This window comes from Marinobacter sp. (assembly GCF_039977835.1).
In the GTDB taxonomy this organism is placed as follows: domain Bacteria; phylum Pseudomonadota; class Gammaproteobacteria; order Pseudomonadales; family Oleiphilaceae; genus Marinobacter.
In genome coordinates this window covers 31,717-56,536 of sequence record NZ_JBDWCL010000009.1, presented here as the reverse complement: position 1 = coordinate 56,536, position 24,820 = coordinate 31,717, and the positions used below count along the sequence as shown (strand labels likewise).

The following is a 24,820-nucleotide window of genomic DNA, read 5'->3' as shown; positions in this document are numbered from 1 at the left end:
TTTCTCAGTGACCATGGGAGGGCAATAAAGCCATGTCGCTGCTTACATCGCTGATTAAGGCCAGTACCCAGTTCCAGCAAGCCATGGAAAAGCGCTCGCCGCCGGCATCAGGCAACGCGTCGGCAAAGCCTGCGGCGCCTGAAGCTCCGGTGTCTGCTACCGATGACCGTTTCACCATGTCGGAACGGGCGGGGTTCGATACGGGCCGCCTCAAGGCCACCAAGCTGTCGATGGCGGAATACAAACAAACCGTCGGGCAGGACCTTGCCTACATGCGCGAAACGTTGCGGCACAAACTTGCCGAGTACAAACTCAGCCCGGCAACCAGTGTGGAGGTATCGAAGAACGAAGAAGGCAACATCAGCCTGGGCGGCGGGATACCCGAACCGGCCCGCAACCAGATCGAGCAGGACCTGAACAACAGCAAACCCTTCCGGGAAGCGTTCAGCCGCCTCAGCGCCAGCGAGCCGACCCTGCACTTTGTCGACAACGCCCTGAAGCTCAACAAGGCTTATGGTGTGAACAATTCACTGCTGGATACCCTGGTCAGCGAAAACCAGCAATTCAACGGCCTGCAGGACCTGGCGCACCGCTATGACAGCATGCGCCGCACCATCAGCACTGATCAGACACCCGGCTATACTGACCGCAAGGGATTCGCCCTGAGCCTCAACACCCGGGCCTGATCCGCTCAGACGCGGAACGGCTCCGGATCGCCCTTGCCGATCCGGGTTACTTCCGGCGCCGGACCCGTCATGTTGACCACCGTGGTCGCCTCAAACCCACAGAAACCGCCATCAATGATCAGATCCAGTTCGTGCTCCAGGGCATCCCGAATGTCTTCCGGATCGGTCATCGGGTTTTCTTCGTCGGGCAGTATCAACGTACTGCTCATGATTGGTTCACCCAGCTCTTCCAGGAGTGCCTGCACGATGGCGTTGTCTGGCACCCGCATACCAATGGTTTTGCGTTTGGGGTGTAACAGGCGGCGTGGCACTTCACTGGTGGCGTCCAGAATGAAGGTGTAGGGCCCCGGGGTAAACGTCTTGAGCAAACGGAAGTGGGTGTTATCTACTTTTGCGAACACACCTATATCCGAAAGGTCACGGCACATCAGGGTGAAATTGTGCTTGTCGTCCAGCTTGCGGATACGCTTGACACGGTCTGCCGCCTGCTTGTCATCCAACTGACAGCCGATGGCATAAGCCGAATCCGTGGGGTACACGATCACCCCGCCCCTGCGCAGGATCTCCACAGCCTGTTTAATCAGGCGTTTCTGCGGCGTTACCGGGTGAATCTGGAAAAACTGGCTCATTGATCACCCCCGGATGCAAAGGCAGGATCATTCTTCGAGCCCCCCATACAGTTGGGGGACTCAGGCGCTGCCTGACCGACCGCCTCCCACTCCTTCGGCGAGTATACGTGAAGCGCCAGTGCGTGAACGCCGCCGGCCATTTCATCTGCCAGCACGCGATAGATGGACTGGTGCCGCTTTACTTTACCCTGCCCCTCGAACTCCGGGGCCACCAGGGTCACCTTGAAGTGGGTTTCGGAGTTGGGCGGCACGTTGTGTTTGTGGCTCTCGTTTTCAACCATGAGGTGGTGACTTTCGAACGCGTTGGTGAGCTTTTGCTCAATGGCTTGTTGTAAAGACATAAACAGGCCTGCTCCTGATTGAATGTGTTACGGAACAGTCTACTACACGTAGCGCTGTGTTACCTTGACAGGATCGGGGCAAAGCGCCATCTTCCATCCCCACCTGAAAATTGCTTCCGACTTATGCGCCTTTATATTGCTGAAAAACCAAGCCTGGGCCGGGCTATCGCCGCGGCTCTCCCCGCTCCCCATCAAAAGGGAACGGGCTGGATTCGTTGTGGCGAGGGAAGCAGTGCCTGCACCGTCAGCTGGTGCATCGGCCACCTGCTGGAACCCGCGGAACCGGCCCAGTACGATCCGCGCTGGAAAAAGTGGCGCCAGGAAGACCTGCCGCTGTTTCCCGGGCGCTGGCAGGTTATGCCCAAGGAGACCGTGCGCCAACAACTGAAGGTGCTGGAATCACTGATTCGCAAGGCAGATACCATCATTCATGCCGGCGACCCGGACCGTGAAGGCCAGTTACTGGTCGATGAGGTCATTCGCTACGCGGGCGCCACCTGCCCGGTACAGCGGATACTGATCAACGACCTGACCCCGGCAGCCGTGGCAAAGGCCATCGATGCACCGAAAGACAACCGGGAATTCCGCCGCCTGTCCCATTCCGCACTGGCCCGCCAGCGCGCAGACTGGCTGTACGGCATCAACCTCACCCGCTTCTACACCCTCTCCTACCAGCAGCAGGGCGAACAGGGCGTCTATTCGGTAGGGCGGGTACAAACACCGGTGCTGGGGCTGGTGGTGGTGCGTGACAATACCATCGAGCATTTCCAGCCCAAGCCCTTCTTCCGGATTCAGGCGCATTGCCATGGGGTGGACGAAGACGCCGACCAGCAGAGTTTTGGCGCACGGTGGCAGCCTTCGGAAAACTACCAGGAACACCTGGATGAGGAAGACCGCCTGCTGGATGGCGACGTGGCCAGGCAGATTGCCACCGACGTTGAGGGGCGCCCGGGAAAGGTTACCGAATCACGCTTCCGGGACAGAAACGAAGCCCCACCGCTTCCGCTCTCGCTTTCTGCCCTTCAGATTGAGGCCGGCCGACTCTTCCGCATGGGAGCCAAGGACGTATTGGATACCGCCCAGAGCCTGTATGAACGCCACCAACTGATCACCTACCCCCGCTCGGATTGCCGCTACCTGCCAGAAGGGCACTTCGACCAGCGCCAGAAGGTGCTGCAGGCTATTGGCAAAGTGGCCGTCGAGCTGGCGCCCTCCTGCGAAGCGGCGGACCTGAACCGCCGCACCGAGGCCTGGAACGACAAGAAAGTGGATGCCCACCACGCCATTATCCCAACCGCCCGGCAAGCGCCCTCGGGCCGCCTTAGTGAAGCGGAGCAGAAAATCCATGAGCTGATCAGCCGGTATTACCTGATGCAGTTCAGCGCTGATGCTATCCACCGTGAAGGCAAGCTGGCCGTCACCATTGGTGACCACGCCTTCCGGGCCACCGAAACCGCGGTATTGCAGCCGGGCTGGAAAGACCTGGAAATCCGCCAGCGGGAAGCGCGGCAAGAAGCCAGCAAACCACCACTACCGCGCTTGGAAAAAGGCGACTCGATACTGTGTGATTCCGTGGATATCGCCGAGCGCAAAACCCAGCCTCCACAGTATTTCACCGATGCCACGTTGCTCTCGGCAATGACCAACATTGCCCGCTTTGTGACTGATCCGGAGCTGCGCAAAACCCTGCGGGAAACCGATGGCCTGGGCACCGAAGCAACCCGGGCAGCCATCATTGATACCCTGTTTCGCCGCGATTACCTGTACCGGGACAAGCGCCACATCCGCTCCACCCCCAAGGGCAAGGCCCTGATTGCCTCCCTCCCGGAGTCCATCAGCAAGCCGGATATGACGGCAACCTGGGAAGCGACCCTGGAGAGCATTCGCCGGGGCGAGGGCAACCCGAAGCAGTTTATCGCAGACCTCAAGGAACAGATCCGCGACTTCATCAACGCCCCGAGCCCGGAGGCAAAACGTACCCCACACGCCGATGGCCAGCCCCATTGCCCGAAATGCCGCTCGCCCATGCGCCAGCGGGACGGCAAGTTCGGCACCTTCCACGCCTGCGTGCGCTTTCCCGACTGCAAGGGCACAAGGCAGCTTGAAGACCGGGCGCCGGAGGACGGTACCAGCGACAAGCCGGTGCCCTGCCCTCACTGTTTTTCACCGCTGGTGCGCAGAAAAGGCAAAAATGGCTGGTTCTGGGGCTGCAGTAATTTTCCGGGCTGCCGACAAACAGTCGATGACGATAACGGCAAACCTGCGCTCCGTTTACGCAACACTACATAACGACACTGAAGCCGAATTGCGGATTTGTAATAATTTGACGCGGTATTCAATTATTTTATCCCCGCGCGCAGCCGGGGCCTGGGCTTTACAGTGCTTTTTAAAATGTCGGGAGACGTGTAATGCGTATCGCTTTGCTTGAAGACGAACACGAACAGGCACAGCACATTCAGTCCATTCTGTCTGAGCGCGGGCACCACTGTGACAGCTTTCCATCAGGCCAGTCGTTTCTGAGCGCGGTACTCCATCGCAGCTATGACTTGCTGATAATGGACTGGCAGATCCCCGACATGACCGGTATTGAAGTTCTGGAGCACGTACGCGCCCAGCTTAACTGGCAGATACCAGTGGTATTCCTGACCCAGCGCGACAGCGAAACCGACATCGTACGGGCGCTGGACGCGGGCGCCGATGACTACCTCTGCAAGCCGGCCCGGGAAGCGGAACTGGTGGCACGTATCAACGCCCTGGCTCGCCGCACCAACCCGGACAACGAGAAAGAAGTGCTGGTCTACGGCCCGTTCGAGATCAATACCCAGCTGCGGACCATTTCGCTTCACGGTGAAGTACTGACCCTGACCGACAAAGACTTCGACCTTACCCTGTTCCTGTTCCAGAATCAGGGCCGCCTGCTGACCCGGGAAATGCTGCTGGAGCGGGTGTGGGGACTTACCCGGGACATCAATACCCGCACCGTGGACACCCATATGAGTCGTCTGCGGCGCAGGCTTGGCCTCAACCCCGAGAACGGGTTCCGGATCAAGACCATCTATCAGCGGGGCTACCGACTCGAAGCCATGAAGGCCACCGGCCCGGATGCACACGCAGTTGCTACGGAACAGGCCTGAAATGATTCATTGCTCCACCCGCACTCTGGCGAACGTTATTCTGCTGCTGGGTAGCCTCTGGCTTGCGCTTCCGGCACACGCTGAGCTGTCCGTTACCCGTGGTTCCCAGCCGGGAAGCTCTATGGCTGAGTCCGCTCCGGTTCCTGAATGGGTTTATACCGTTCGGCCGGGCGAAAACTTTAACGAAATCGCCAGCACCCTCCTCGCACGAAATGTCGCTGCGAACCGGCTGCTCCAACATAACGGCATCGACAACCCGGCAACGGTAGGCAGTGGTGACACCCTGCGTATCCCTCTGGCCTGGCTTCAGCGCCAGCCAGACCCTGCGCGCGTTCGCTCCGTGGCGGGCCAGGTACAGCTTATTTCCGGCAGCGACAGCAGCAAGCGCCCGCTGACCAGCGACATGCTGGTGCGGGTTGGTGACGAAATACTCTCTCATTCCGGTACCGCCACGGTGGAACTGGCGGACGGCTCGGTTGTGCGCATTTCCCCGAATTCCCGCCTGGCGTTCAACAGGCTGACCCAGTACGGAAAATCCGGCATGGTGGACACCAGGCTGCGCCTCAACAGCGGTGAGATCGAAACCCAGGTAAAACCGGTGATTGAAGGCGGCTCCCGCTTCGAAATCGAAACACCTTCCGCGGTCGCTGCCGTCAGAGGCACCATGTTTACCCTGAGAACCTCACCCGGCAAAACTGATCTGCGGGTTACCGAAGGAGAAGTATCCTTTGGCCCGCCCGGCAAAACCCGCCGCATTCCTGCCGGCTATAGCGCCAGCGTATCCACCGTCGGCGTGGGCGGAATGAGCATTCGCCAGTTGCCACCCGCACCCACCGTCAATCCACTTCCGCCGCAGCTGAAACAGTTGCCCGCCCAATTGAGCTGGCAGCCCAATGGCGCAAGTGCACATCGGGTGGACATTTTCGATGCGGAGTCCGGCCGCTGGATGGACAGCCGGCGGGTAACGGGAGACAACTTCAATATTGATCTGCTGGACAACGGCAACTACGACATTCACCTGGCCGCCCTGGACAGCCGCGGTATCGCAGGTATGCCCGGCATTCTGAACGTAGAGGTGGACCTGCAGGCACGAACAGCCACCCTCGAGCAGCCAGAAGCCGGCGCCACCGTGAACGATGACATGCCCGAATTCCGCTGGCAGGTTCATGGCGAGAACGAAGTGGCACGGGTGGAAATCGCTGCAGACAAGGAGTTCGGCAACCTGGTAGCCACCAGTGAATGGGCACCAGACCAGAGCGCACTGCCGTCACGCCCGCTCTCCCCTGGCCAGTATTACTGGCGCGTGGTGACCGAAGCCGGGGGCAATTCCGTGGCCACCAGTGAAGCCCGCACCCTGGTGGTAAATGGCACTTTGCCACCGGTGCGCATTATCAGCGTGAACTATGTGGACAGCCAGGTACGAGTGTTCTGGCAGAACGTGGATACGGCAGTGGAGTACCGTCTGCAGCTGTCCGAAGAGCCCCGCTTCAACAACATTATTAAAGAGGCCACCCTGTCGGATACCACGGCGGCCTTGCGCCTGATTCCCGGAAGACGGTATTTTGTGCGCCTGAAAGCCCTTTCCGATGGCCCCCTTGAAAGCCGGTGGGGACCAGGGAGGGAATTGTTCCTGGAGTAATCCAGTACACTTCAATATCCGACAGCAGGCCCCATGACCCGGAACTGGCTTCCAATAAAAACGACCCCGTGGACACTCGGCCTGCCACTATTAACCATACTGCTGTTACTGCAGGCCACGTCCATTCCCCAAAGGCTGGATTTCTGGCTTTACGACGCGCTGATTACCGCCAACCCGGCAGAGGTATCTGACGACGTAGTACTTGTCGCCATCGACGAACAGAGTGTGGATCGTCTTGGCCGCTGGCCCTGGCCACGCACCACCCACGCCCGGCTTATCGAAAAACTTCACCAGGCCGGCGCGAAAACCATCGTTTTCGATATCCTGTTTCCGGAACCGGCTCCGGACGACCCCGAACTGGCAACAGCCATGCGCAATCATGGTGATGTAATCCTGCCGCTCCACCTGTCGCCGCCATCCCGCAATTACCTGATCAGCGAGCAGCTGCCCGTGCCGGCACTGGCGGACGCTGCATCCGCGCTCGGGCATGCCCATGTGGAGCTGGACGAAGATGGCCTGGCGCGGGGCGTTTACCTGCTGAACGGGCTTGGGGACCAGCTCTGGCCCAGCCTGGCCCTTGCCGCCTCCGAGAAAACACTGCCGGCCACAGAATCCGGCGACATAGCGCCGTACACAAACGTAAGGCAGCATTACAGAACGGTGCCCCTGGCCGGTGGGGCCGGCACACTGCCGTCCTGGTCGTATACGGAGGTACTGCAGAGCCCCCCGGCGCCCGAAGCCTTCCAGGGCAAAACCGTTTTCGTGGGTGCAACGGCCCCGGGCTTTGGCGACATCCTGCCCACCCCGTTCTCGGGGCTTCATCAACCCATGCCCGGCGTGGAGTTCCATGCCAACAACTACTCGGCACTGGTTCAGGATGAACTGATAGCAAAAGTTCCCAGGGTCACGGGCATTGGCCTTGCCCTCTTTACCATCCTTGTTCTGGCCGTTGCCCTGCCCCGGATGAGGCCGGCGAGAAATATTCTGCTGTGCCTGGCATGGGTGGGCGTACTGTCCCTCGTACATGCATTGCTGCTGTTTTACGGGCGGTTATGGCTGCCGGTCTCCCATGCCATTGTTATTCCGCTACTGGCGCTCCCCGTGTCCAGTGCGCTTCGGCTCGCAATGACCAACCGTTTTCTCAACCGACAACTGGACGAGCTGGCAAGGGGGCCCACCATGACCCTCCAGGAACCATCACGCCGGCACCCCCCCCAGCTACTCAGCCACTTCCAGGCGCTGTTCCAGCCGGAAGGCTGGTTGCTGGCCGAGGGAAACGACGTTGTGACCGCCTCCGGGCTCACCGAATCCGATATTCCAGCCCTGGACAAGCCCGGCGAGTGGGTTCATCTCGATAGCCAGAGCTGGATCAGCCTGACCCGCGGCGGCCTTACCTATAAACTCGGACTGAAACTGTCCAACGACCTGGGCCGCGAGGCGACGCAGCGATACCTTCGCCGGCTGCCGCTGACAGCCAGTACCACGCCATCCAGCCGGCCAGGGCCCAGGGAAAACATCTCAGCCCGCATCGAACGTGTACGGCTTGCCACCGAGCGCATGAGCCAGATGCAGAAGTTCATACGGCGCAGCTTCGAGCGCATGCCCGACGGCATCATCGTCACCGATGAACTGGGCGTGATCCGCTTTGCCAACGGCCATATTGAAGAATGGTTCCGCGAGCCCATGCCCAGCCTGAACGGCCTGCCCCTGGCCCGGCTTCTGGAAGGTCACGACCCGAGGGAGACGCCGCCCTGGCACGAGACCGTATCCGAAACGCTGACCCTGGCTCAAAGCCGCACCGTGGATCTGAGCATTCACAACAAGGACTTCCTGATCCACTTCGCACCGTTTTCCCTGCCGGACAGCGACCAGAGTGGCATCATTGCCAACATTTCGGATATCTCTGAGCTGCGGGAGCAACAACGCCAGCACCGTGAGGCCATCGACTTCATCTCTCATGATGTACGCTCCCCGCTGGTGTCACAGCTGGCGCTGATCGAACAACTGAAAAGAAACGGCGGCCAGGTAGAACCCGACCAACTGGACCAGCTCGGCAAACTGGCGCGGCGCAGTTACCACCTGGCGGAGGAATTCGTGCAACTGGCCAGGGCCGAACAACTGACCGAAACGCGCTTCTACGAATGCGAGTTCCTGGCCATCGTGGAAAACGCCCGAGACAGTGTCAGCGAGCAGGCAGCGGAGAAAGACATCCAGTTGATACTGCAGGGAACGGAAGACTTGTGGTTAAAAGGTAACGCAGAGTTGCTGGAACGGGCTGTGATCAACCTTTTGACCAATGCGGTGCAGTATAGCCCGCCGCAGTCCACCATCACTATCCAGGTATTCCAGGCGGGCCATCAGGCCTGCCTGACCATCAGTGATGAGGGTGAAGGTATCGCTCGAGAAGAGCTCCCCCACCTGTTTGACCGCTACCGGCGCCAGAAAAGCAGCGAACTTTCCGGCAATCACGGCACTGGCCTGGGGCTGTCGTTTGTTAACGTGGTAGTGGAAAAGCACCGTGGCGAGATTCATGTTGATTCCCGCCTGGGGGAAGGCTCTGCCTTCACCCTGAAACTGCCGGTAACCCACCCAATCAGATCGTTTTACTGACCTGTTCTGAAGGCGCACTTACCAGGCCGTCGACATCTTCCACCTGAATGGTGAAATACCAGGTACCGTGATCCAGGTTGGTGATAGTGAAGTCCATGATACTGGCATCATCAATGCGAATGGCTTCGGAAAGCTCTTCCGGGTTCTGGCCATAGCTGATCACGTAACCAGACAACTCTCCCATCTTGATGCCTTCTCCGTTAGCGCGGGTGGCGGGCGCATTCCAGCTCAGGGATGCGGAGCGCTCGGAAAACTGTTGAGGCTCGGAATAACTCGTGCCCGAATTGGCTGAAGTGCTCGAACTGGCTGAAGTGCCGGAAATACCCTCTACACACCCTGTAAGAACGATTCCCATTGTAAACGCGGCGATCCATGCCTTTGACATTTTAATGACGCGTTTCATATTTTTTTCCACCAATAAATCGTCTAAGTTGTAAAATTATATAAAACGTCGGCGAGTATCGATGTGAGGAGCGTCATTAATACAATCACAAAATCGTCAATTTACTGACTGGTGTTTGTAACGAATTAGTGGGAAATACTGAGGTGGGGGGGGCAATTTCTTTTCTGGGCAGGAAATCCACAGAAAAGGAAGGAGGGAAAATTAAAGACGAAAGTATGAAGGAATGAAGCGCAGATCAGGTCAGCGAAGCAAGCCAGTCACTTCAATCCTTCCTCTGGACAGCTGGACCATTTCGCGCCTTTCGAGTTCTTTCAGCAGTCGGCTTACCACCTCCCGGGCGGTGCCGAGCTCAACAGCCAGTTCCTGGTGTGTAATAACCACCGGCCCGCGGGCGGCCCGGCTCAGCAGCCACTCTTCAAGCCGCTTGTCCATGCGACGAAAAGCAACCTCCTCGACCAGCAGCATCAGATCATCCAGCCGGCGGCCGTAGGATTCCATGATGCCCAGCCGGAACCCCGCTGACTGGTCCATCAACCGCTCAAAGACGCCGCGCGGAATCATCAGGGCTTCTGCCTCTTGCTCTACCAACGCCTCCGCACGGTAAGCCCGCCCTGTCATCAGGCAGCCAATGGAGAGCGTACAGATGTCATCCGCCTCCATCCGGTAGAGCACGATGCTGTGGCCGGAGAGCCCTGTCATCTGCACCTTGACCCTGCCCGTGATGACCAACGGAAGCCCCTGGCAATGCTGGCCCGCGCTGAACAGAATCTGCCCGGGCGGGAACTGCATCACCCGGCTTTTTTCCAGAGTTTCCTTGCGGAGAGTGTCATTCAGACTGTTGAGAATGCTATGCCGGGCCATGAAACCTGATCCTGTCTGGCGGGAACTGTGGGCCGAATGTGACTTTATCACTGAAGGAGCCGACGACAGTGGATTAGGATCAAGTCATTACCGGAAAACACCAGAGGAGAACGAGAAATGATGAGAAACGTGGGAACGGCAGATCGCACCATTCGGGCAATCGTGGGCGTAGTATTACTGGCGCTGGTATTCGTAGGCCCACAAACGGCCTGGGGATGGATTGGCATTATCCCGCTGGCAACAGCGTTGATGGGGAACTGTCCCGCTTACTCGCTGATCGGGATTAAAACCTGCAAGAAGCGGTAGGCATACGCCATCCACCCCTTTGAATCGCCGGGAGGCCGGACACATCCCGGTTGTACAGGTAGATCCAGGCTAGGCCGAAAGGCGTTTCAAGCTGACGGCGGTCATACTCGCCGGCCCTGGGTGCGCGCGGATTATGCCCCTCAAGCTGATCCAGCCGGGCAAACAGCTCATTGGTGACGTCGTAGATTTCAACATCAATGCCCTGGCTGGGGCGCAGCTTGGCGCCAGGAAACGGCCCGATGTCGTAAAGGGTGATCTGCTTCAATCTGCAGCGACCAACGAATCGGGCTGTGGCCATAAAATGGTGGTTTGAATGGCCTTTCTTGAGAGTGCCATACACACCGACACGATTGAGACTCACTTGCCCTCTCCAGCCAACATATTCCCGATCAGGCGAATCATGGTGCCTTTGCGCGAGCTTCAAGGTGCACCTCCTCCTTCATCGCCAGAATATCCCGCGGCACCACTCCCACGTCACTCCACTTTTCCGGATGGCAGGTAAACAGCAGTATCTGGTGGCGGTTGGCCGCGTCGAACAGGATGCGTTTCATGTCGTCCAGGCGGTCTGTGTCGCTGTGCACCAGGGTGTCGTCCAGTATTACCAGGGTGGGCCTGCCGGCTTCGCGCAGCAGGTCTGCGTAGGCCAGGCGGCTGATCAGGCCCATCTGTTCGCGGGCGCCAAAGCTCAGCTCGGCGATCTGCCCCAGTTCGGTCCCCCGGGTAAAGGTGCCTGGTCGCAGATGTTCGTCCACTTCCAGAGTAGCTTGCGGGAACAGTAGTGACAGGTAGTGGTCCAGGTGTTTCTGCAGGGGGGCCTGCAGGCGCCGGGTCAAGGCCTGGCGTTTTTCAGTCAGCAGGGTAAGCAGAAGGTCCAGCGCCCGGGCGCGGCGATTCAGTTCTTGGTAGCGGCGGTTGCACTGTTCCAGGTCGGCGACTTTTTCGTTCAGTTGCTCCTCCAGGCCTTCGGCGCCCCAGGCCTCCAGCCTCACCTGTATATCCCTGAGCTCCCGTTGCCGCTCCTCCTGGGTCTGGCGCAGGTTGCTGATGCTGCGCTGGTAGCGTTCGATGTCCTGCTTCAGGATGGTCGGGTGGGCCTGCTGTATTTCCTGCTCACGGGCTTGCAGACTGGCCTCCAGGCGGCCCCGTTTTTCTTCGATTTCAGCCAGCTCTGTTGCGAGGCTCTTGAGCTGTTTCTGCCGCTCCGGGTTCTGCACCTCATCCTGCAGCTGCTGCCACTCGCCTCTGGCATTGTCACGGGCCTGGCGGCGGGTCAGGAACTCGGTCTGGTGCTTCCGTTCCTCGGCTTCCGCTTCTGCCAGCCGGGTTTCGGCTTTGGTGCGGGCAGCCTCTGCTGAAACCACATCGGTTGCCTGGCCCTGCTGGTCTGCTTCCGGGGCGGGGCTGTTCTGCAGTTCGGTTTTTGCATTCTGCAGTTGGGATTGGGTTTCCTTCTGGTCCGCCAGCAGCTGTTCCATTCCGACCGGCGCAAGCGACTTGAGCAGCTCGCGGGTATGCTGCAGCGTCCGCTCTGCAGCCTCGCAGGCTGTCAGGCGATGTTCTGCCTGCCCGGTGGAATCCACGCCCAGGGTTTTCATCTGTTCGCCCAGGCTCTGCTCAAGCGTAGATAGCTTGCGCCGGGTACTGGCCAGGTCTTCGCCACCGGGGGTGATTCCCAGGGTGCCGACACCCGGCACCACCAGGCTGGTTTCCTCGAGCAGCTGTTTTTCGCCCTGCCCCTCCAGGGGTTCGTCATTCAGTGCCAGTCTCGCGCCCGGCTCCAGTTGCCAGGTTAATCGGGTTGCGATGGTCTGGGAGCGGATGGTTTCTTCTTTCAACTGATGCTCTGTCGCTTTCAGCGCTTTTACTGCCTGGCCATCAATCTGGTTCTGCCGGGCCTGTTCCCTGGCCTGGTCGAGTTCCTGCCGGCACTGCCGGGCTCTTTCCAGGTTCTGGGTCAGCGTCTGGTTCTGCTGTTCCAGGCGATGAATCTCCCGCTCAAGCCGGGAACGGGTTTCGTGAAGGCGGGCCTGGTGGACCTGCCTGGTGGCGGCATCGTAGGCGGCCTTTGCTTCCTGGACGCTGTTGGTGATGGACGGGCTGCGGGCCTCAGCCTTTTCCAGCTCCCGCTGGGCTTTGTCCAGTTCCGCTTTGCGGACATCCAGTTTTCTGTTCAGGCTTTCCAGCTGTTCCTGGTTCTGCCGCAGCAGTTGCTGTCTGCTCTGCAGGTGGTTGAGGATCTCTTTTTCCCGGGCCTGCTGTTGCTCCAGTTTCTCTACCTGCCGGTAGCGCTCCCTGGCCTGTTCCAGCTGCCGTTCGGCCTCTTCCCAGGGACGCTCGTGCTGGGTACGCTCATAGTCCCGGGTGAGTTTGCCCAGCCGGTCTACCTGCTCCTGGTATTTCTGGACGCGGGCATGCAGATCATTGATTTCCTGATGGTGCTCTTCCCGCTCTTTTTCCAGTTTCTGGTAATCACCACGGGGTTTGCCGGTGGGTGTAAACAGCTCACCCCAGCGGGTTTTGACCTGTTCGATCAGCTCGTCACCACCGGTACTGGCCACTTCCCCCACCAGGGAGTTGAGCGCGGATTTGAGGTGGTCGCCGGCGTGCTCCACCGCCTGTTCAATGTTCTGTCCAGTGCCCTGTTCTACCCATAGCAATCCCGGTACGCCCCAGTGCTCAGGCTTGCTGACACCTTTGGCGGAAAACTGGAAGCCCAGGAGTTCCGCCAGCTTTTCCTCGGCTTCGTCTTCGCTGTAGCTGTCGGAATCAATCTTGAGGTCGCAACGTTTGCGCTGGAGAAAGCTTTTTACCAGGTGCCAGCTTTTCTGCCGGGCTTCGAAATCCAGCGTGATGGTCGGCGCGGCGGCTGAATCGCCCCAGGGGCGAAGATCGTCAACGGAGCTGGTGCGATAACGTTCGAAGAAGGCAGCGCGAATGGCTCGCACCAGGGTGCTCTTGCCGGATTCGTTGGGGCCATGGATCAGGTTGAGCCCCGACTTCAGGTCGTCCAGCACAAACGGCTGCCGGAACTGGCGAAGCTGCTCCACCTGTAGGCGACGGAGTTTCATTCGCTGGCCTCCTGTTTCCGGTCTTTCAGTAAACCGGCCAGAATGGCGAGCGCATCCCGCGCGGCTTCCGCGCCGTCGTCCTGCTGTCGAGTTCTGAGATGTTCGATGACCTCCCCTACGTATCCATCGGCCTTGAGGGCGGCAATGTCATCATCGGTGGGCTCAAGCTGTAAGCCGCTGCGATCACACTGGATGCTGCGGAACCTGGCCTCGGCCACGGACAATGCGTTGATCAGCTTTTCCTCGCCAGCGAGGGTAACGGATCCCTCCAGGCGAAGATCGACCACGGATGGCTCGGGCAATGCCTCTAGCCTCTCCAGAAGCTGGTCCAGGTCGGATTCAACAGTCAGGGTTTCCCGCCACTGATGCCATCGGTAACGGGCGGTTTCCACGGGGGTTACGTCCGGCGCCTGCCCCTGCCCGGGTATATTCACGATCAGGGCATAACCGGCTTCGTTGTTACGGAACCGCTCGGGTTCGGGCGTACCGCTGTACCAGGTGCGCTCATCAATCTGTCTGGTGCCATGCCAGTCGCCAAGGGCGAGATAGTCCAGGCGGGCAGTTTCTGCACGGTCTGGCAATATGGGGTTGGTGGAATCAATCTCGTCGGGCAACAGGCCCTGGACGCTGCCATGGGCCAGGCCAACCCGGGCCAGGCCTTGCGGGGTATCGAAGGTATTGAAGGCTTCGGTGAGATCACTGTAGGTGTTGCGTTGCGTCAGAGGGGCGCAGAGGACGGCCAGTTCCTGAGCTTCCAGGCTGATAATGCCTGGCTCCAGAGCGAGATGGACATTCTCAGGCACCGCACCAAGGCGCTTGGCTCTGCTCCACACGCTCTCCGCCAAGGCGGCATCGTGGTTGCCCGGAAGCATTACCCAGGGGCCGGTGAACGCTCTGGTGGCGTTGAACACGCGGCGAATGGTCCGGTCGGCGACAGTCTGGGCATCAAAAACATCCCCCGCCACCAGCACAGCGTCACACTGGTGCTCGTTGGCGAGGCGTGCGAGTTTTTCAATGGCCTCAAAGCGGGCCTCAACCAGAGCGGCGCCGTCTTCTGTTTCGAAGCGGCTGAATGCCCGCCCCATCTGCCAGTCTGCCGTGTGTAAAAACTTTGGCATGCAATCTTCCCCGGATCATTTCGAAAACCTGGGCAAGTTTAGCCGGCTTTGGCCTGTTCCCGAAACAGCGCGGCGCCCAGTGCGTCGAAATAGCTCTGGAAGGCATCGTTTATCCGCTGTCGTTGAGCGCCTACCGGATACAGCCCTGCTTTTGCCTCATCGGAATAGACCGTACCCCGCACCAGGAAACTGTTCCTGGGCTGGCAATCCTCAACAAAGGCTTCAAAAGCCCTGGCACAGAGTTCTTCAGGCCTGGCGTAGTAAAGCACGTTCAGTTTCGCATCGGTTTGTTGTGAGGCGTGGAACAGCGGGCTGGGTGCGGTGCCGTCTTCATTGAGGACGATGGCCTGAAAGCAGGCCCCCAGTCGCTCGTTCAGCGGGTGCTCTTTCTGGCTGGCGCTGGCCAGCCAGCCGCTGGAGGCAAAGCCGTGTTTTGCCAGCTTCCGGAACGCCTTGTTGCCCATGTAATGATCAAACGCATGAAACCATTCATGGGCAAGGCTGCCGGCGCCGGCATTTTTGGCCAGAGCCAGCTGTCTGGTGGCAGGAATGTAGTGGGCCGAAACGCCCAACTGCCCGCCGATACCGTACTGCAGCCCCAGGGTACCGCGCAGGGAGATCAGCGTTTCCGGGCCGCGGAGAATCGTCATGAGATCACACAACGCCTGGTAAAACCGGACCGCAGCCCTGTCACGCTCCTGGGGTGTAACCCAGCGGCCCACTTCTATACTACGGAACTCGAACTGGCGCCTTACCGTGATAAAGGAAACCGGGCTTTGCCCTGACATGACCATCCTCCCCGCTCAGATGCCTGGCAAAACCAGCCACCCGAAATACTGTTTATATGTACAGTATTCTGGATGGCTACGGGCAGCGGGTCAACCTGTTTTAGCGGGTTCAGGCATCGATTTGCAATGGCGTTGTGGAGAATCCTGTTCCAGATAGCCTGTTTACGAGGAACAGCTGTAATGGGAAACTCCACCAAGATCAAACAGCTCTGGCGGCTTCAATCTGCAGTATTGCTCCTCAGCAGCTTCTGACTGCTCGGCGTAGGGTTGGGTCAATACGTTCTGCAACGCTCTGAGTGGCAGATAGTCACCCTCGGCTGCCTGCTGATAGGCAGGTACCACCAGCCACTCCCGCATGGTGTATTTGGGATTGACGAGTTTCATCTGTCGGCTGAGTTCCTCGCGCGAGCGGGACACGTTGCCATCTGCGCCATTCGTGGCGAGCCCGATACGCGATTTCCATTCAGTGAGCCATTGTGACCAGCGCTTGAACAGCGCTTCGGAGTCAGCCGCGCCTGACTCAACAGGCGACCTGTAAAAGCTTTTTTTGAGTGACTCAATGTCATCAGGTATCAACGACAGTTGGCGGAAAAAGAGGGTGTAATCCACGGGCGTTTGCGCCATCAGAACAATAAGTTCCCTGAAGATCCCCGCGTCAAACGCGTCGAGCCCCAGCTTCTCTGCCCACATCATTTCCAGTTCGGCCTGCATCACCTCCGGGAACCCCGTTTCAGTCTCCTGGAGTTGCGCCAGTTCCCTCTGATGGGCGCGCAGTAGAGGCTGCAGGGCCCGGCAGAACATTCTGAAGTTCTGTTCGGCTGCCCCAGGCTGGTTCAGGAAGGAGAAGTGCTGTCCCCCACCGGTCCATGGTTGGAAATGGGGATCAAATACCTCACAGAACCCGAAGGGGCCATAATCCAGTGTGAAACCGCCAGCGGCGCAGTTGTCACTGTTAAAGTTGCCCTGGCAGTAGCCGACACGAACCCAGTTCGCAACCAGTGAGGCAAGACGGCAGCGAAACTCGTGCGCGAGCATCACTACTTTTGTGGGAGTATCGAGTGACTGATCAATGACCTCAGCGTACTCCCGATCAATCAGATGGAGCACCAGTTGCTCAAGCTCCTCCATTGCTTTGGGATGTTCCTGTTTCCGGGCACGACGACCGAAAAGTTCGAGCTGCCCCACTCGTATGAACGACGGTGCCACCCGGGTGGAAATCGCGACCGGCTCCTCAATGATCTGGTCCGGGTCTGCCATGCGGGAACCCTCCGAATACCAGGGTCGCCACACTTTCTCTGTTTTCGATACGTACAGGCTCAGGGAGCGGGAGGTGGGCACCCCCAGCGCGTGCATGTGTTCCTGTGCCAGAAACTCGCGAACGCTTGATCTGAGCACGGCACGGCCGTCGGCCCCACGGCAGTAGGGTGTCCGGCCGCCACCTTTCAACTGCATTTCCCACCGCCGGCCATTGAAAACACCTTCCAGTACCGAAATTGCACGCCCATCACCATAGCCATTGCCGGTCTGAAACGGGCATTGCTGGATAAATTCGGTGCCGTAGATGGACAGTGCATAGCCACAAGCCCAACCGACCTTGCGCATCGGTTCCGGAACCTGCGCAAGGTCTCCAGAGAACATCCGGATAAAGTCAGTGGACTGGGCCAGACTGTCAGCAAAGCCTAATTCACTGAACAGACCTTCGCTGTGAGAGACGTATTCAGCAGCCTCGATTGGGGTCGGCCTGACTGGCACATAATGCCCCGTAAAGACCTGCCTGGGCATGTGGTCAATGCCGTCCGGATTGGCATCGGGATCGCAGTTCAGGTTGTCCATCAGCGAGTAGTCTGCCATCGGCGCCAGCTCTTCAAGGCTGGTCACTTCGAAGCTCGTTGTGCGCGGTGAGCGATACTCCATCGGGGCTTCTCCTGATCAGAAAGTTCCGGAGACAGAAACGAAAAAAGGCAGACCAGTATAATACTGATCTGCCTTTCTTTTATATGGTAGCGGGGGCAGGATTCGAACCTACGACCTTCGGGTTATGAGCCCGACGAGCTACCAGACTGCTCCACCCCGCAATAAACTGGCTGTTTTCCGGGGCAACCCCCGATCAACGTGCGCGTATATTAAGGATCTGATGGTGAGCTGTCAATCGTTATTTTCGAAGAGATCGGAAGGATACGCCAGTTCTTCGGTGGCGATCGTATTGATCATGCCAACCGCGTCGATAGCCTTCTGAACGGGCCTGAACGAACGCCGGTGCTGGGTTGTAGCTCCCAGTCTGCCGAGTGCTTCGAGGTGTATGGGTGTGGGGTAACCCTTGTGGCCGGCAAAACCATATTGCGGGTAGGTTTCGTGGAGTATTGCCATCTCCCGGTCGCGGGTTACCTTGGCAAGTATGGAGGCCGCGCTAATGGCTTCCACCCGGCTGTCGCCCTTGATGACCGGTTCCGATGGCCAGTGCCAGTCCGGGCAGCGGTTGCCGTCCACCAGGACGTATTCTGGCGGGATATGGAGCCCGGAGACCGCCCGCTCCATAGCCACCATGGTGGCTTGGAAGATGTTCAGCCGGTCAATCTCGTCAGCTTCGCAACGGCCCAGGCTCCAGGCAGCGGCCTGTTCGATAATCTGTTCGTACAGGACTTCACGGCGTTTCTCGGTCAGTTTCTTGGAATCTGCCAGCCCGGGAATGGGCTTTTCCGGGTCCAGTATCACTGCGGCTGTCACCACGGCGCCGACCAGTGGGCCACGACCCACTTCATCCACCCCGGCCAGTAACCTGCCCTGGTAACGGCACTCAAAGGGGGGCAAAGGGCGTTTGCTCATGGCCGCTCACCTTCAATCAGTGCCGAAAGCGCAGTGGCCGCCTGTTCATCGGCATTCTGTCGTAACTGCTCATGCAGGCGGGAGAAGGCTTCTGTCAGGCGGGCCCGCTCGCTTTCATTTTCCAGCCGCTCGAGAACGGCCTCCCCCAGTGATTCCGGAGTGGCATCGTCCTGCAGTAATTCCGGCACCAGTGGTTCTCGCGCAAGCAGGTTGGGCAGTGCCACATGGGGCACCTTTACCAGTCGAGAAACCAACGCAAAACTGATGCTGCTCAGCCGGTATCCCACCACCATCGGCTTTTTCAGCAACATGGCTTCCAGGGTGGCGGTTCCGGACGCCAGCAATACCACGTCCGACGAAGCCATTACTTCCCGCGAACGGCCCCGTACTATCGTCACTTCCAGCTTTACATCCAGCGCGTCCACCAGCCCACGCACCTGCTGTTCCCGCTCCCGGTTGACGCAGGGAATCACCAGTTGCAGATCGGGGCGTTTGCCCTGAATCCAGCGGGCGGCCTCAAGGAACAAGGTGCCGAGACGCTCCACTTCCCCGCCCCGACTGCCGGGCAGGATAGCCAGCACCGGCGCGTTATCGCGAAGTCCCAGCGCCTTGCGGGCGCCTGCGGTATCCGGTGTCATCGGAATCCGATCGGCCAGGGGGTGACCCACGAAGGCCACCGGAATGTTGTGCTCTTCATAGAATCGCGCTTCGAAAGGAAACAGCGTCAACATGAGATTGACGGATTTGGCAATCTTGAATATCCGCTTCTGGCGCCAGGCCCACACAGACGGACTGACATAATGCGCTGTGAGCATACCGGCATCACGGCACCGCCGTTCTATGTCCAGGGTAAAATCCGGGGAGTCGATGCCAATCACCACCTCCGGCGGCGTTGTCAGCAGATAGTCCATCAAGCGGGACCGAATACTGAAAAGCTCGCGGATCCGGCCGAGGACTTCCACCAGCCCCATCACCGAAAGCCGCTCCATGGGCACCAGGGAATGAAAGCCTTCCGCCACCATTTCCTCTCCACCGATGCCCACGAAACGGGCGTTGGGATACCTCACCCGGAGCGAGCGAATCAGGCCCGCGCCAAGGATATCGCCGGAGGCCTCTCCGGCCACGATGGCGAAGGTCACTTTGCGGGTGCTGACAACAGGGTGCTCAGGATGGTCCGTCACCGGGGTAATCGCTCCCTGGTCAGCGGATAATGCCGCGGTCTGCGCCGCGAAGGGATTCAATCAATGGCAACACTTCGGGGATGTCGGAATAGGCTTTTTCCAGTTCCACTACCGCCTGTTCCGTTGTCAGGCCCTGGCGGTAGATAACCTTGTAGGCGCGACGAAGAACCAGCAGCACTTCCTTACTGAATCCACGGCGACGCAGCCCTTCCACGTTCATGCCGAATGGCTGGGCAGACTGCCCGCTGGCCATGATATAGGCAGGAATGTCTTTGAGAACGATGCTTCCACCGGCACTCATACTGTGGGTGCCGATGTGGCAGAACTGATGAACCATGGTGCCGCCACCGAGGATGGCAAAGTCGCCTACCGATACATGCCCAGCCAGAGTGGCGCAGTTGGCCAGAATGGTGTTGTCACCAATGATGCAGTCGTGCGCCACGTGCACATACGCCATCAGCAGATTGCCGCTACCAATAGTGGTTTCACCACGGTCCTGAACGGTACCCCGGTGAATGGTGCAGTTCTCGCGGATGGTGTTGTCGTTACCGATCACCAGTGTGGTCGGCTCACCGGCGTACTTCTTGTCCTGACATTCCTCTCCCACACTGGAGAACTGGAAGATGCGGTTGTTGCGGCCAATTCTGGTGGGGCCCTTGACCACCACATGGGACATGATTTCGGTGCCCTCACCGATTTCCACGTCAGGGCCAATATAGCTCCACGGACCGACAGTTACGTTGTCAGCCAGTTTGGCAGACGGATCAACGATCGCCTGAGGATGGACTCCCGACCATTCTTTTGTCGCCATCAGACTTCTCTCTCAGCGGTCAGTATTTCTGCCACACAGACGACTTCGTCATCTACCAGAGCGCGGCATTCGAATTTGTAGATTCCACGTTTGCCGGAGATCATCCGGGACTCCATGCTGAGCCTGTCTCCGGGCACTACGGGGCGCTTGAAGCGCGCCTTGCTGGAACCAGCCAGATATTGTACCACGCCATCCGACGGTTTCCGGCCCACCGTCAGGAAACCGAGAATGCCGGAAAGTTGTGCCATGGCTTCAATGATCAGTACCCCCGGCATGATCGGCTTGTTCGGGAAGTGCCCGGTGAAAAACGGCTCATTCAGGGAGATGTTCTTGTACCCTTTGATGAATTGCCCCTTCTCCACCTCCGTAACCCGATCAACCAGCAAAAACGGGTAACGATGGGGCAGGTATTCCATGATTTCATCGATGTACATCATCTGTAGTGGCCTCAGCCTTCGATTTTCTTTTCCAGTTCTTTTAGCCGACGCGCCATGGCATCAAGCTGACGAAAACGCACGGCGTTCTTGCGCCATTGTCGATTGGTGTCAGCGCTGGTTCCCGACGAATAAACGCCCGGCTCCCGTATATCACCGGTTACCAGGGTCATACCGGTCAGGTGTACCTGATCCGCAATCGTCAGATGCCCCGCGACGCCGGAGGCGCCACCAAAAACGCAATGGCGACCAATATGGGTACTGCCTGCAATACCGACCATGGCCGCCATGGCACTGTGATCACCGATACTGACGTTGTGTGCAATCTGAATGAGGTTGTCGAGTTTCACCCCGTTGCCTATTACTGTGTCGTCCAGCGCACCGCGGTCGATGGTAGTGTTCGCCCCGACTTCAACATCATCGCCAAGGACAACCCGGCCAAGTTGTGCGATCCGGTGCCACGCGCCCTTTTCATTGGCAAAGCCGAAGCCGTCCGAACCAATAACCGCGCCGCTCAGGATATGGCAGCGCTTGCCCAGCACAATGTCATGGGCCAGGGTTACCCGCGGGCGCAATACTGACTGGTCGCCAAGAATGCAACGAGCACCCACGATACAGCCGGCGCCAACCACCACGTTATCACCAATAACGGCCTCCGCCTCAACAACAGCCTGCGGGCCAATGCTGGCGCTGGGTGATATCCGCGCAGAAGGGTCGATCACCGCAGACTCATGGACGCCTACCCCCGAAACGGGCGAAGGGTCAAACCAGTGGCTCAGGCGAGCATACCCAAGGTAGGGGTTGTCCAGTAACAGGACGTTGGTTGAGCACTGATCAGCGACAGATGGAGAAAGGATAACCGCAGAAGCCCTGGTGTCTGCAAGATAGCGCGCGTAGGAAGGATTCGCTAGGAATGCGATCTGTCCCGGAGCCGCCGCCTGAAGCGTGGCAAGGCCCCCGATGTCAGTATCGGGGTCGCCCCTGAGTTCTGCCCCAAGCTCAGAGGCAATGTCGCCCAGCCGGTATGAACGCTTAGTCATTATCAGCTCCACAAGGTTTTTCCGGACTGGCCATAATCAGGCCCGCCGTGATCAGCGGTCCAGCTTCTCCAGTAGCTCTTCCGTCAGGTTCATGTCGGGCTTGACGTACACCACGGCCTCACTGGGCAGGATAATGTCGAGGTCATGCTCGTCCAGCAGTTCCATGACGGCGGCATCCACTTCCGGGCGGGCATCTTCCAGAAACTGCTGTTTGCGATTTGCCACTGTGGAATCGAGGCGCTGCTTGAGAAAGTTGAACTCCTTGACCTTCTCCTGGAACTCGGCCGTCATTTTGTTGCGCTCGGACTCGTTCATCATGGCGCCATCTTTCTCCAGGCGCTCCTGCAGTTTGCGAGCAGCCTCCTGAGCTTCCCTGACCTTTGCTTCCTCACCGGAAAAATCCTGCTGCATCTGCGCGCTGAACTCTCTCGCATCCTTGGACGAGAACAGTGCCTGGCGCAGATCCACCACCCCTATACGGGTTTCAGCTGCAACCGTGGTACTGGCCATCAGTGCGGCCAACAATACTGCCATGGACAATCGGAACATGTTGTTTCTCCTGTTTTTCATTTTTTACCGCGTTTCCCTTCGCTCTCTGATCAGAATGTCTGCCCCAGGGAGAACTGGAATATCTGGGTATCGTCGCCACTCTTGTCGTTCAGAGGCTTGGCAAGGCTGAAAGCCAGCGGACCAACCGCGGTGATCCACTGAAATCCTACACCAGCCGACAGCCGGACTTCATCCAGGGCCGGATCGAAATTGCGGTCCGCGTCAAATACCTGCCCCGCATCGATGAAGAACGCCGTTCTCATCGAACGGGTATCGCCAGCGAATGGCGTTGGGAAGATCAGCTCCAGGCTGCCCTCCGTCAGCAGACTGCCGCCAAACGGGTCCGGATCGGAGAAGTCGTTAGGCGCGTTTGTGGCCAGGGGCCCCAACGAGTTTGCCTCATAACCACGCACCGAACCATAACCGCCAGCGTAGAAGTGCTCGTAAAACGGCATCACCGAACGCCCGTCGTACCCATCACCATAGCCGATTTCAGAACGCGCCCGGAAGACCCAGCTCTGGTTTTCGTTAAGCGGCTGATAGAACTCGGTTTTCTGATTCAGTTTGTAGAAGGTGAGATCACTGCCGGGTACCGCAATGTCCGACGACAGGGAAACGCTGTAGCCGTCGGTTGGCAGAACGCCCCGGTTCAACGTGCTGCGGCGCCAGGAAGCAAACAGGAAGTAGTTGTTGAAATCGTTACCCTCCTCCTCGATGAAGTTTCGCACTTCCTCGGAGGTGAACGAGCCTGCCTTGACCTTGGAGAGCGTGTACCCAAGGCCGAAGTTCAACCGGGTGATGTTGTCTGTGGGGTACCCGAAGGTAACCCGGCCGCCGTACTCGTCAAGCAGGTAGGATGAAATATCCTGCTCTTCAAAATCGGTTTCGCGGGCGAAGACGCTGAAGCCCCGGCTTACACCGTCCACTGTGTAGTAAGGGTCCAGGTAGGAAAAGTTAGCGCTCTTGATGGAGTCGCTGACGTTCACACCAAAGGACACCCGCTTACCGCTGCCAAAGAAATTGTTCTCGGACACATTGGCCCCGAGGATAACGCCCGATGCCTGAGAGAAACCTACCGACGCGGAAAGGCTGCCAGTGGCCTGCTCCGCCACGGAATAGTTCACGTCCACCAGATCGTCGGTGCCGGGAACAGGAACCGTTTCCACATCAACGGTTTCGAAGAAACCGAGCCGTTCGAGGCGGGTCTTTGAAAACTCGATTCTGTCCGTGGAGGCCACACCGCCTTCCATCTGGGTCATTTCCTGGCGCAGCACGTCGTCTCTTGTGGAAACGTTGCCGTCGAAATTGATGCGCCGGACGTATGCCCGCTTACCGGGCTCTACAAAGAAGGTCACTGATGCGGTGTCATCCTCACCCGGCTCGGGAACGGCGTTTACGTTGGCAAAGGCATAGCCTTCACGCCCAAGCCGCCTGGACAGGGATTCGGAAATCGCTGTCATGCGGGAACGGGAAAAGACATCGCCCTCTTCAATGGGTATGAGCTCTCGCAACTCTTCCTCATCAACAATGAGCTCGCCCCGCAGATTGACATCGGAAACCGTGTACTGGGGTCCCTCGTTCAGTGAGATGGCAATGAACACCTGTTTTTTGTCGGGCGAAATGGACACCTGGCTGGACTCAACATTGAAGTCGATATAGCCGCGATCAAGGTAGTAGGATCGCAGGGATTCCAGGTCGCCACTCAGGCGTTCGCGGGCGTATTTGTCAGAATTGGTGATGGAGTTCCACCAACTGGTGGTTTCCAGTTCGAACAGACCCAGCAGGGTTTCATCATTAAAGGCGTCATTGCCGACAATATTGATATGCTGAATGGCGGCCACTGTGCCTTCATTAATATCCAGCCTGATAGCAACCCGGTTACGCGGGAGATCCTCAGCGGTCGCCTTTACACGGGCGTTATAGCGACCCTGGCTGATGTAGGACCGGAGTATCTCCAGCTCCAGCCGCTCCAGGGTGGCACGGCGAAACACCTGGCCTTCCTGCAGACCGGCACCGGACAGCGCATCCATCAGCATATCGGTTTCAATATTCTTGTTGCCTTCAATGTCGATGGAAGTGATTGATGGCCGCTCCTTGACGGTCAGAATCAGAACCCCACCGTCACGGCTGGCTTCAATATCGGTAAACAATCCGGTGCGAAACAGGTCCTTGATGGCGGAAGCCAGCTCTACCTCATCAACAGGCTCCCCGATGGACACTGGAAATGCAGAGAATACGGTTCCTGCGGACACCCGCTGAAGGCCTTCTACCTCTATGTCGGATACAGTGAATTCATCAGCCAGAGCCGGTTTCATGGCGGAAGTGGCGATTGCCAAGCCTACAGCTAAACCCAGAAAAGAACGTCTCATTCAGTAATTTCGCCTGTTGATGCGCGTAAG

The 24,820-nt window shown here is 58.5% G+C and carries 22 protein-coding genes and 1 tRNA gene; 6 read left to right on the top strand and 17 right to left on the bottom strand.

Going from position 1 to position 24,820, the window contains the following annotated elements; genetic code table 11:
* The first annotated feature begins 32 nt into the window (after positions 1–32).
* Positions 33–686: a hypothetical protein gene (locus ABJM11_RS04175; RefSeq protein ID WP_348293012.1), complete on the top strand. Its 654-nt coding sequence runs from the start codon at positions 33–35 to the stop codon at positions 684–686.
* A gap of 5 nt (positions 687–691) precedes the next feature.
* On the opposite strand, the gene ABJM11_RS04170 is transcribed toward ABJM11_RS04175, so the two are convergent.
* Both ABJM11_RS04170 and ABJM11_RS04165 read right to left on the bottom strand, forming a co-directional pair.
* Positions 692–1,315, bottom strand: a complete 624-nt coding sequence (locus ABJM11_RS04170; protein ID WP_348293011.1) for an L-threonylcarbamoyladenylate synthase — start codon at positions 1,313–1,315, stop codon at positions 692–694.
* Complete coding sequence (locus ABJM11_RS04165; protein ID WP_348293010.1) at positions 1,312–1,656, bottom strand: BolA/IbaG family iron-sulfur metabolism protein; 345 nt, start codon at positions 1,654–1,656, stop codon at positions 1,312–1,314. The genes ABJM11_RS04170 and ABJM11_RS04165 overlap by 4 nt, the downstream gene beginning before the upstream one ends.
* Before the next feature lie 123 nt (positions 1,657–1,779).
* Here ABJM11_RS04165 and ABJM11_RS04160 point away from each other — a divergent pair, with 123 nt between their 5' ends.
* The 4 genes from ABJM11_RS04160 (at position 1,780) to ABJM11_RS04145 (ending at position 9,039) form a co-directional block, all read left to right on the top strand.
* Positions 1,780–3,945: a DNA topoisomerase III gene (locus ABJM11_RS04160; protein ID WP_348293007.1), complete on the top strand. Its 2,166-nt coding sequence runs from the start codon at positions 1,780–1,782 to the stop codon at positions 3,943–3,945.
* A 119-nt stretch (positions 3,946–4,064) separates the two neighbouring features.
* A complete protein-coding gene (locus ABJM11_RS04155) occupies positions 4,065–4,790 on the top strand; it encodes a response regulator transcription factor (RefSeq protein WP_348293006.1) in 726 nt (241 codons plus the stop codon).
* Position 4,791: 1 nt separating this feature from the next.
* On the top strand, positions 4,792–6,429 hold the full coding sequence (locus ABJM11_RS04150) for a FecR domain-containing protein (protein ID WP_348293005.1): 1,638 nt from the start codon (positions 4,792–4,794) through the stop codon (positions 6,427–6,429).
* Positions 6,430–6,462: 33 nt separating this feature from the next.
* Positions 6,463–9,039: a CHASE2 domain-containing protein gene (locus ABJM11_RS04145; RefSeq protein WP_348293004.1), complete on the top strand. Its 2,577-nt coding sequence runs from the start codon at positions 6,463–6,465 to the stop codon at positions 9,037–9,039.
* Here ABJM11_RS04145 and ABJM11_RS04140 read toward each other — a convergent pair.
* On the bottom strand, positions 9,023–9,442 hold the full coding sequence (locus ABJM11_RS04140; protein ID WP_348293003.1) for a fibronectin type III domain-containing protein: 420 nt from the start codon (positions 9,440–9,442) through the stop codon (positions 9,023–9,025). The two genes, ABJM11_RS04145 and ABJM11_RS04140, sit on opposite strands and share 17 nt — an antisense overlap.
* A gap of 240 nt (positions 9,443–9,682) precedes the next feature.
* Positions 9,683–10,303, bottom strand: coding sequence for a Crp/Fnr family transcriptional regulator (locus tag ABJM11_RS04135; protein ID WP_348293002.1), 621 nt, complete (start codon positions 10,301–10,303; stop codon positions 9,683–9,685).
* Positions 10,304–10,420: 117 nt separating this feature from the next.
* Between ABJM11_RS04135 and ABJM11_RS04130 the strand changes: the two genes are divergently transcribed.
* Complete coding sequence (locus tag ABJM11_RS04130) at positions 10,421–10,609, top strand: DUF2892 domain-containing protein (protein WP_348293001.1); 189 nt, start codon at positions 10,421–10,423, stop codon at positions 10,607–10,609.
* Here ABJM11_RS04130 and ABJM11_RS04125 read toward each other — a convergent pair.
* From ABJM11_RS04125 to bamA, 13 genes are all read right to left on the bottom strand, one after another.
* Complete coding sequence (locus ABJM11_RS04125) at positions 10,587–10,970, bottom strand: gamma-glutamylcyclotransferase family protein (RefSeq protein ID WP_348293000.1); 384 nt, start codon at positions 10,968–10,970, stop codon at positions 10,587–10,589. The genes ABJM11_RS04130 and ABJM11_RS04125 overlap by 23 nt on opposite strands.
* A gap of 37 nt (positions 10,971–11,007) precedes the next feature.
* Positions 11,008–13,677: an AAA family ATPase gene (locus ABJM11_RS04120; RefSeq protein WP_348292998.1), complete on the bottom strand. Its 2,670-nt coding sequence runs from the start codon at positions 13,675–13,677 to the stop codon at positions 11,008–11,010.
* Positions 13,674–14,795 (bottom strand): DNA repair exonuclease, encoded by a 1,122-nt coding sequence (locus ABJM11_RS04115; RefSeq protein ID WP_348292996.1) that lies wholly within the window; start codon positions 14,793–14,795, stop codon positions 13,674–13,676. The genes ABJM11_RS04120 and ABJM11_RS04115 overlap by 4 nt, the downstream gene beginning before the upstream one ends.
* Positions 14,796–14,833: 38 nt before the next feature.
* Entirely contained in the window at positions 14,834–15,583 is a 750-nt protein-coding gene (locus ABJM11_RS04110) for a CLCA_X family protein (RefSeq protein WP_348292994.1), read from the bottom strand.
* A 162-nt stretch (positions 15,584–15,745) separates the two neighbouring features.
* Positions 15,746–17,497 (bottom strand): protein adenylyltransferase SelO family protein, encoded by a 1,752-nt coding sequence (locus ABJM11_RS04105; RefSeq protein WP_348292992.1) that lies wholly within the window; start codon positions 17,495–17,497, stop codon positions 15,746–15,748.
* An 84-nt stretch (positions 17,498–17,581) separates the two neighbouring features.
* Positions 17,582–17,658 (bottom strand) — tRNA-Met (locus ABJM11_RS04100).
* Between the two features lie 70 nt (positions 17,659–17,728).
* On the bottom strand, positions 17,729–18,406 hold the full coding sequence (gene rnhB, locus ABJM11_RS04095; RefSeq protein ID WP_348292990.1) for a ribonuclease HII: 678 nt from the start codon (positions 18,404–18,406) through the stop codon (positions 17,729–17,731).
* Complete coding sequence (lpxB, locus tag ABJM11_RS04090) at positions 18,403–19,587, bottom strand: lipid-A-disaccharide synthase (RefSeq protein WP_348292988.1); 1,185 nt, start codon at positions 19,585–19,587, stop codon at positions 18,403–18,405. The genes rnhB and lpxB overlap by 4 nt, the downstream gene beginning before the upstream one ends.
* Positions 19,588–19,606: 19 nt before the next feature.
* Positions 19,607–20,398 (bottom strand): acyl-ACP--UDP-N-acetylglucosamine O-acyltransferase, encoded by a 792-nt coding sequence (gene lpxA, locus ABJM11_RS04085; RefSeq protein WP_348292986.1) that lies wholly within the window; start codon positions 20,396–20,398, stop codon positions 19,607–19,609.
* Positions 20,398–20,835 carry a 3-hydroxyacyl-ACP dehydratase FabZ gene (gene fabZ, locus ABJM11_RS04080; RefSeq protein WP_348292984.1) on the bottom strand — a complete coding sequence of 146 codons (438 nt, stop codon included), beginning with the start codon at positions 20,833–20,835 and terminating at the stop codon, positions 20,398–20,400. The genes lpxA and fabZ overlap by 1 nt, the downstream gene beginning before the upstream one ends.
* Positions 20,836–20,846: 11 nt before the next feature.
* The gene (gene lpxD / locus ABJM11_RS04075) at positions 20,847–21,872 is read right to left on the bottom strand and encodes a UDP-3-O-(3-hydroxymyristoyl)glucosamine N-acyltransferase (RefSeq protein ID WP_348292982.1); all 1,026 of its coding nucleotides are present in this window, start codon (positions 21,870–21,872) and stop codon (positions 20,847–20,849) included.
* 51 nt (positions 21,873–21,923) lie between these two features.
* On the bottom strand, positions 21,924–22,421 hold the full coding sequence (locus tag ABJM11_RS04070; RefSeq protein ID WP_348292980.1) for an OmpH family outer membrane protein: 498 nt from the start codon (positions 22,419–22,421) through the stop codon (positions 21,924–21,926).
* Positions 22,422–22,471: 50 nt separating this feature from the next.
* Positions 22,472–24,790 carry an outer membrane protein assembly factor BamA gene (gene bamA / locus ABJM11_RS04065; protein ID WP_348292978.1) on the bottom strand — a complete coding sequence of 773 codons (2,319 nt, stop codon included), beginning with the start codon at positions 24,788–24,790 and terminating at the stop codon, positions 22,472–22,474.
* Positions 24,791–24,820 lie beyond the last annotated feature (30 nt).

Bases quoted from the DNA above. Each gene is read 5' to 3' on its own strand.
- ABJM11_RS04175 (WP_348293012.1), top strand. From the start codon at position 33: ATGTCGCTGCTTACATCGCTGATTAAGGCCAGTACCCAGTTCCAGCAA.
- ABJM11_RS04170 (WP_348293011.1), bottom strand. From the start codon at position 1,315: ATGAGCCAGTTTTTCCAGATTCACCCGGTAACGCCGCAGAAACGCCTG.
- ABJM11_RS04165 (WP_348293010.1), bottom strand. From the start codon at position 1,656: ATGTCTTTACAACAAGCCATTGAGCAAAAGCTCACCAACGCGTTCGAA.
- ABJM11_RS04160 (WP_348293007.1), top strand. From the start codon at position 1,780: ATGCGCCTTTATATTGCTGAAAAACCAAGCCTGGGCCGGGCTATCGCC.
- ABJM11_RS04155 (WP_348293006.1), top strand. From the start codon at position 4,065: ATGCGTATCGCTTTGCTTGAAGACGAACACGAACAGGCACAGCACATT.
- ABJM11_RS04150 (WP_348293005.1), top strand. From the start codon at position 4,792: ATGATTCATTGCTCCACCCGCACTCTGGCGAACGTTATTCTGCTGCTG.
- ABJM11_RS04145 (WP_348293004.1), top strand. From the start codon at position 6,463: ATGACCCGGAACTGGCTTCCAATAAAAACGACCCCGTGGACACTCGGC.
- ABJM11_RS04140 (WP_348293003.1), bottom strand. From the start codon at position 9,442: ATGAAACGCGTCATTAAAATGTCAAAGGCATGGATCGCCGCGTTTACA.
- ABJM11_RS04135 (WP_348293002.1), bottom strand. From the start codon at position 10,303: ATGGCCCGGCATAGCATTCTCAACAGTCTGAATGACACTCTCCGCAAG.
- ABJM11_RS04130 (WP_348293001.1), top strand. From the start codon at position 10,421: ATGATGAGAAACGTGGGAACGGCAGATCGCACCATTCGGGCAATCGTG.
- ABJM11_RS04120 (WP_348292998.1), bottom strand. From the start codon at position 13,677: ATGAAACTCCGTCGCCTACAGGTGGAGCAGCTTCGCCAGTTCCGGCAG.
- ABJM11_RS04115 (WP_348292996.1), bottom strand. From the start codon at position 14,795: ATGCCAAAGTTTTTACACACGGCAGACTGGCAGATGGGGCGGGCATTC.
- ABJM11_RS04110 (WP_348292994.1), bottom strand. From the start codon at position 15,583: ATGTCAGGGCAAAGCCCGGTTTCCTTTATCACGGTAAGGCGCCAGTTC.
- ABJM11_RS04105 (WP_348292992.1), bottom strand. From the start codon at position 17,497: ATGGAGTATCGCTCACCGCGCACAACGAGCTTCGAAGTGACCAGCCTT.
- rnhB (WP_348292990.1), bottom strand. From the start codon at position 18,406: ATGAGCAAACGCCCTTTGCCCCCCTTTGAGTGCCGTTACCAGGGCAGG.
- lpxA (WP_348292986.1), bottom strand. From the start codon at position 20,398: ATGGCGACAAAAGAATGGTCGGGAGTCCATCCTCAGGCGATCGTTGAT.
- fabZ (WP_348292984.1), bottom strand. From the start codon at position 20,835: ATGATGTACATCGATGAAATCATGGAATACCTGCCCCATCGTTACCCG.
- lpxD (WP_348292982.1), bottom strand. From the start codon at position 21,872: ATGACTAAGCGTTCATACCGGCTGGGCGACATTGCCTCTGAGCTTGGG.
- ABJM11_RS04070 (WP_348292980.1), bottom strand. From the start codon at position 22,421: ATGTTCCGATTGTCCATGGCAGTATTGTTGGCCGCACTGATGGCCAGT.
- bamA (WP_348292978.1), bottom strand. From the start codon at position 24,790: ATGAGACGTTCTTTTCTGGGTTTAGCTGTAGGCTTGGCAATCGCCACT.